5 protein-coding genes are annotated in these 4,533 nt (G+C 63.6%); all 5 read left to right on the forward strand.

What is annotated here, in order from left to right; genetic code table 11:
* Positions 1 to 405: 405 nt before the first annotated feature.
* The 5 genes from ACLQ7E_RS11545 (at position 406) to ACLQ7E_RS11565 (ending at position 4,338) form a co-directional block, all read left to right on the forward strand.
* The gene (locus ACLQ7E_RS11545; protein WP_411732719.1) at positions 406 to 684 is read left to right on the forward strand and encodes a hypothetical protein; all 279 of its coding nucleotides are present in this window, start codon (positions 406 to 408) and stop codon (positions 682 to 684) included.
* 99 nt (positions 685 to 783) lie between these two features.
* The gene (locus ACLQ7E_RS11550) at positions 784 to 2,031 is read left to right on the forward strand and encodes a phage major capsid protein (RefSeq protein WP_411732720.1); all 1,248 of its coding nucleotides are present in this window, start codon (positions 784 to 786) and stop codon (positions 2,029 to 2,031) included.
* 652 nt (positions 2,032 to 2,683) lie between these two features.
* A complete protein-coding gene (locus ACLQ7E_RS11555; protein ID WP_411732721.1) occupies positions 2,684 to 3,322 on the forward strand; it encodes a DUF4145 domain-containing protein in 639 nt (212 codons plus the stop codon).
* 28 nt (positions 3,323 to 3,350) lie between these two features.
* Positions 3,351 to 3,665, forward strand: coding sequence for a hypothetical protein (locus tag ACLQ7E_RS11560; RefSeq protein WP_411732722.1), 315 nt, complete (start codon positions 3,351 to 3,353; stop codon positions 3,663 to 3,665).
* A 226-nt stretch (positions 3,666 to 3,891) separates the two neighbouring features.
* The gene (locus tag ACLQ7E_RS11565) at positions 3,892 to 4,338 is read left to right on the forward strand and encodes a hypothetical protein (protein WP_411732723.1); all 447 of its coding nucleotides are present in this window, start codon (positions 3,892 to 3,894) and stop codon (positions 4,336 to 4,338) included.
* Positions 4,339 to 4,533 lie beyond the last annotated feature (195 nt).

Consider the following 4,533-nt stretch of genomic DNA (forward strand, 5'->3'; position numbering starts at 1 on the left):
GGGCCCCGGGGGGGGGGGGGGGGGGGGCCCCGGGGGGGGGGGGGGGGGGGGGGGGGCGGGGGGGGCGGGGGGGGGGGCCGAGCTGGGGGCCCGGCGCCCGGACCGGCTGGAACTCACCCACGCCGTCGTCGCCGACGCCGTCAGGCGGCTACGCGACCTCCTCGCCGGACCGGCCGCCGCCTTCGGCTGCCCAGCGGGCCCCCCCCCCCCCCCCCCCCCCCCCCCCCCCCCCCCCCCCCGGGGCCCCCCCCCCCCCCCCCGGGGGCCGGAGGGGTTCACATCTCAAGGGCCCCCCTCCCCAGGGCGCGCCGCCGAGATCTTCCGTGTGATGTCTCTAAATGCTAATACCCCTTGAGATTTGTTTCACAAGCCACCAAAACCACCGAAAAGACAGGGAAAACGACCATGAACACCGCCCATGACCCCTTCGAGCCGTACCGCTTGGCCGTCACGCTCGCGGAAGCGCAGCACCACAACGACGCCGACCAGGTATGTGCCATCCTCGCCACCGTGACCGAGGCGGAGACCGGCGCGTTCTTCACCGCGATCGCAGAAATGACCTTCCACGCCTTCCACGCCGATCCCGCCGCAGGGTTCGAGGCCTTCACCGCGTCCTACCGGCAGCAACTCGACGCCGCGGCGCTCGCCTATGAGCAGGGCCAGGACCCCGGCTCGCAAGAATAGTTCATCTGAAACTAGGCGATTCCACACATAGTCACGGAAACCACGGAAGGATTGGTAGCGAGCTTCCCCTCACTTTGACAGTTAGGGGAGGTCCGCGCCATGGACCCGAAGAAAAAGCTCGCAGCACTCGAGGCCGAGGCCGACGCGCTGCGCAACAAACTGCTCGACCACGAGGACCAGTTCACCGAGGCCGATAGCGCGCGCGTCGATGTCATTACCCGGGAATACCGCGACACCGAGGGCATCATCGCCCGCAAGGATGCCGCGGCCAACGCCCTGGGCCAATTCGGCGGGGCAACGCAGGATTATTCCGGCCACGAAACCGATGAAGGCGCGGGCGGCGGGCTGCCCGACCCGTCCGGGCGGCGCACCGGCAAGGCCATGCAGGTCCCGGGCAGCGACGAGACCGTGTTCACGAAAAATGCCATGGATGCTTTCCGTGCCGCTTCGGGCACCATCGGCGGAATTTTCGCACAGAAGGCGCTGATCCCGTCCGGGGCTGTTGTGGCGAGGTTTGACCAAGCTGTCGTTAACGATCCGGCCAACTCCTTCTCGCTATACGGCGCGGTTCAGCACCTCGACGCAGGAGGAACCAACTCCGGTTCTTATCTCCGTCAGACGGCCCGGACGAACGCCGCGACGACCGTGACGGACGGTGCTCTGAAACCGATTTCGGTGTATGGGCTTGAGCAGAAGACGTGGCGCTTGGCGACTGTCGCCCATGTCAGCGAGGCTATGCAGCGCCAGTGGTTCGAAGATTACACCGGACTTCAGAAATTCCTGAACCAGGAAATGGCTTATGGAATCGACCTCAAAATCGCCGACATGATCCTCAACGGCGGTACGGACGAGACCGGGGCCGCATTCACGGGAATCATGAACACCAGTGGTATCGGGCAGACCGCGTTCCTCACTTCCAAGCTCCGCACCATCCGCAAGGCCGTGACCGACCTCCAGGTGACCGGGGCGGTGCCGAAGAACATCGTGCTCCATCCCTCAGATTGGGAGGAAATCGAGTCCTTGCTGACGGCGGATGGGGGCTACATCCTCCAGGGCGCGCCTCAGCTGGCGGCCACGCCGACCCTGTTCGGGCTCCCGGTCCTGCTGTCGATCTCCCTTCCCGCCGGAAGCGCGATCGTGGGCGATTTGGCGAGTGTCGTCGTGATCGACCGCGGCGACCTCATGCTTGCCTGGACCGAAGGCGGGCAGATGAACATGGGCACCGTGGCGGTCCCGGTGAACGTCGAATTGTTCCGTGCCAACAAGCTGGTCTGGCGTGCAGAAATGCGCCTTGGTTTGCAGGTCATGAGCACGAAGCTCCTGCGGGTCGCTGATCTGGTCCTGTAACAAATCATGGCGTCAACGTCACCGCCCGTGGGGGTCCTCAGGTTTGAAAATCGCCAGGGTCCAGCCCCCGCAGGTGGAACGATGGAAGGGCGGGCCCGCAAGGGCTCTAGCCGGGGTCACTTACCCCGGTGAAGGCCCGGCCAGCGCCACACCAACCACCGCAGGAAAGGAAAACCCCATGGCCACCATCAAGCCGATCCCGGCCAAGCCGAACAAGCCGATCCCGGCGATTCCGCCGTATTTCGTCCGCTGACACCAGGCCACAACAAGTTAGCCCCTCACCCATACGGTGAGGGGCTTGCTTGCGCCTGTATGGGGTCAGGAGGGCTAGTCGCGGCGCAGCACACCCAGCAGGCCCCCAGATCGTCGTGGAGTGCCTGGGCCTCGGTGATCGTAAGCTCGTCGCCGCCGGGAGAGGTCCCCAGGGCCGCGGGGCCACGGGGTCCATGACCCGCCGGTGGGCCGATGGTTGGGGCGGGCCCCGCAAGGGGTCCTAGCCGGTTCTTTCTTCCGGTGAAGCCCCGGCCAGCGCCACCGGGCCGCAGGAACGGGGGCCGGGAATCGGGGAAGATTCCCGGCCCCGTTCTTCATAATTGGAGCCCTGCTGGCGCGGAATACGTGGCTTGTCATGCCGTTATGAGACGATCACCGCATGAGCGAAACCAATCCGGACACCCTGCCGACTCCAAACGACCCGACAGGCCCATGCCCGTGGTGCGGTCGAATTTCAAATTTCGGTGTCAAGATCCTCGAGGCTGGCCTCCGTCATGACCAAGACGGGAGCTGGCACCTTTCAGTTGCAGCACTGACTTGCAGCGGATGCAGTAGCGTGACGGTAGCCGTCACAAGGGACTCTGGGGATGGGATCATGTGGTGGCCAGCGCCGGGAGCAGGAATCCTGGACCCGCAAGTAAGCGAAGGTGTAGCTTCCACCTTCGATGAGGGCTCGCGCTGCCTAAGCATTGGGGCCTACCGGGCGGCTGCCGTGATGTTCCGGTCCTCTTTGAGCCTGTTCGTCAAAGACAAGGGCTCGGAGAAGGCCCGGGGCGAGCGCCATCTCAAGTCCGCCCTCAAGCACATGAAGAGTGACGGCGACCTCCATAAGTCTTTATGGGATTGGGCCGATCATCTCAACCAACTGGGGAACGAGGGTGCACACCCGGAGGATTACGACGACATCACCCAGGAAGAAGCGGAGGCCCTGGGCAACTTTGTGCGTCACCTGATCAGTCACGAATACGAAATGCCCGCACGACTACTACGAGCGCAGGGGCTACTCCAGGAGTCCTAAACAGGTTGGTCCGGCTAGGCTTGGTCGAATGAAAAGAATTCTCGCGGGCGTGGCCGTGGTCGTCATCGTCATCTTCGCGCTTATTGGTTGTGGGCCCTCGGAGAAGGACTTCCAGGCCTCGGACCCGTACGGCTACCGGGCATGCGAGGCCTTCGAATCGGCCCAAGGTGCTGGCGGTAGTGTCTATCACGACCGCATCGGCCGGGCAGCATCCGACGCCACCCAGGCCTCGACCCCCGCGCTTCGTGAACACCTCCGCCCTGCCAGCGAAGGTGCACCGGTGATCCTCGATCTGTCCGACTTCCGGAGTGCCTGCAAGAAGGCCGGATACAACTTCAGCTAGCCCTGGCGCGGACACAAGCAACGGAGGGGCTGGGAACCATACGCGGTTCCCAGCCCCTCCGTTTGGGCCCGCCCCGGTGAGGCGTCCGGCTAAGCTTGGTCGAATGAAGAGAATTCTCGCGGGCCTAGCCACCGGCCAGAATAAATCGGCACAAGTGAGGGTAGGGAATCGCCGAAAGTTTCCTACCCCTGCGCCTTCGATCCCACTTACTAATTTTTGAGGACCCATGATTCAAGCAATTCCCATTATTATCGCTGCAATCGTTGCTATTAGTGGCGTGGCCCTTCAGATCTACAACTCCGACCGCGACCCAGGTGCTGTGAGAAGCATGAAGCGGCATGCGGAACTCGCTGAGAAACTAACCGGGGTTGCGCAGACGAAAGTCCTAGGTCTGCTGGAAACCGAGTCGAACCAGTATTCAGACCGCATGATGAGAAGGGCTACGCGCAAGGTGGACGGGGGGTCTGTGGCTGCGATGATTGCAGTCGCAATCGTAGGAGGTGGCCTAACCTATGGGGTAACCCTTCTGGCATTGAACTTCTGGATTGCCTGGATACTAGTTGTGCTCGTTGGAGGGTTGACGATTGCCCTGATGTTTGCAGGCAGTGCTCAGCTCTTCAAGTATCCAGAGGAAAAGAATAAGGACCCCTCCGGGAGCTCTGGTCTTGTCTAGTCCCCATTGCCGCCGCCGGGCTGGAAACGGCCAGCCCCGCATACGCCAACACCTGGAGCCCAGCCGCAAGTAGATGGCGGGCAGGCATCGCCCAAGGATTCGGGGTCCCAGAACCTCGGCGGCGACAACGCCGACCCGGACGCCTGACACCAAAGACCGAGGGGCCGGGAACCATCCGCGCGGATGGTTCCCGGC

Source organism: Paeniglutamicibacter sp., from assembly GCF_046714615.1.
Classification (GTDB): domain Bacteria; phylum Actinomycetota; class Actinomycetes; order Actinomycetales; family Micrococcaceae; genus Paeniglutamicibacter.

What these genes read in the sequence shown, in the direction of transcription:
- ACLQ7E_RS11565 (WP_411732723.1), top strand. Translation starts at nt 3,892, where the DNA reads ATGATTCAAGCAATTCCCATTATTATCGCTGCAATCGTTGCTATTAGT.
- ACLQ7E_RS11545 (WP_411732719.1), top strand. Translation starts at nt 406, where the DNA reads ATGAACACCGCCCATGACCCCTTCGAGCCGTACCGCTTGGCCGTCACG.
- ACLQ7E_RS11555 (WP_411732721.1), top strand. Translation starts at nt 2,684, where the DNA reads ATGAGCGAAACCAATCCGGACACCCTGCCGACTCCAAACGACCCGACA.
- ACLQ7E_RS11550 (WP_411732720.1), top strand. Translation starts at nt 784, where the DNA reads ATGGACCCGAAGAAAAAGCTCGCAGCACTCGAGGCCGAGGCCGACGCG.
- ACLQ7E_RS11560 (WP_411732722.1), top strand. Translation starts at nt 3,351, where the DNA reads ATGAAAAGAATTCTCGCGGGCGTGGCCGTGGTCGTCATCGTCATCTTC.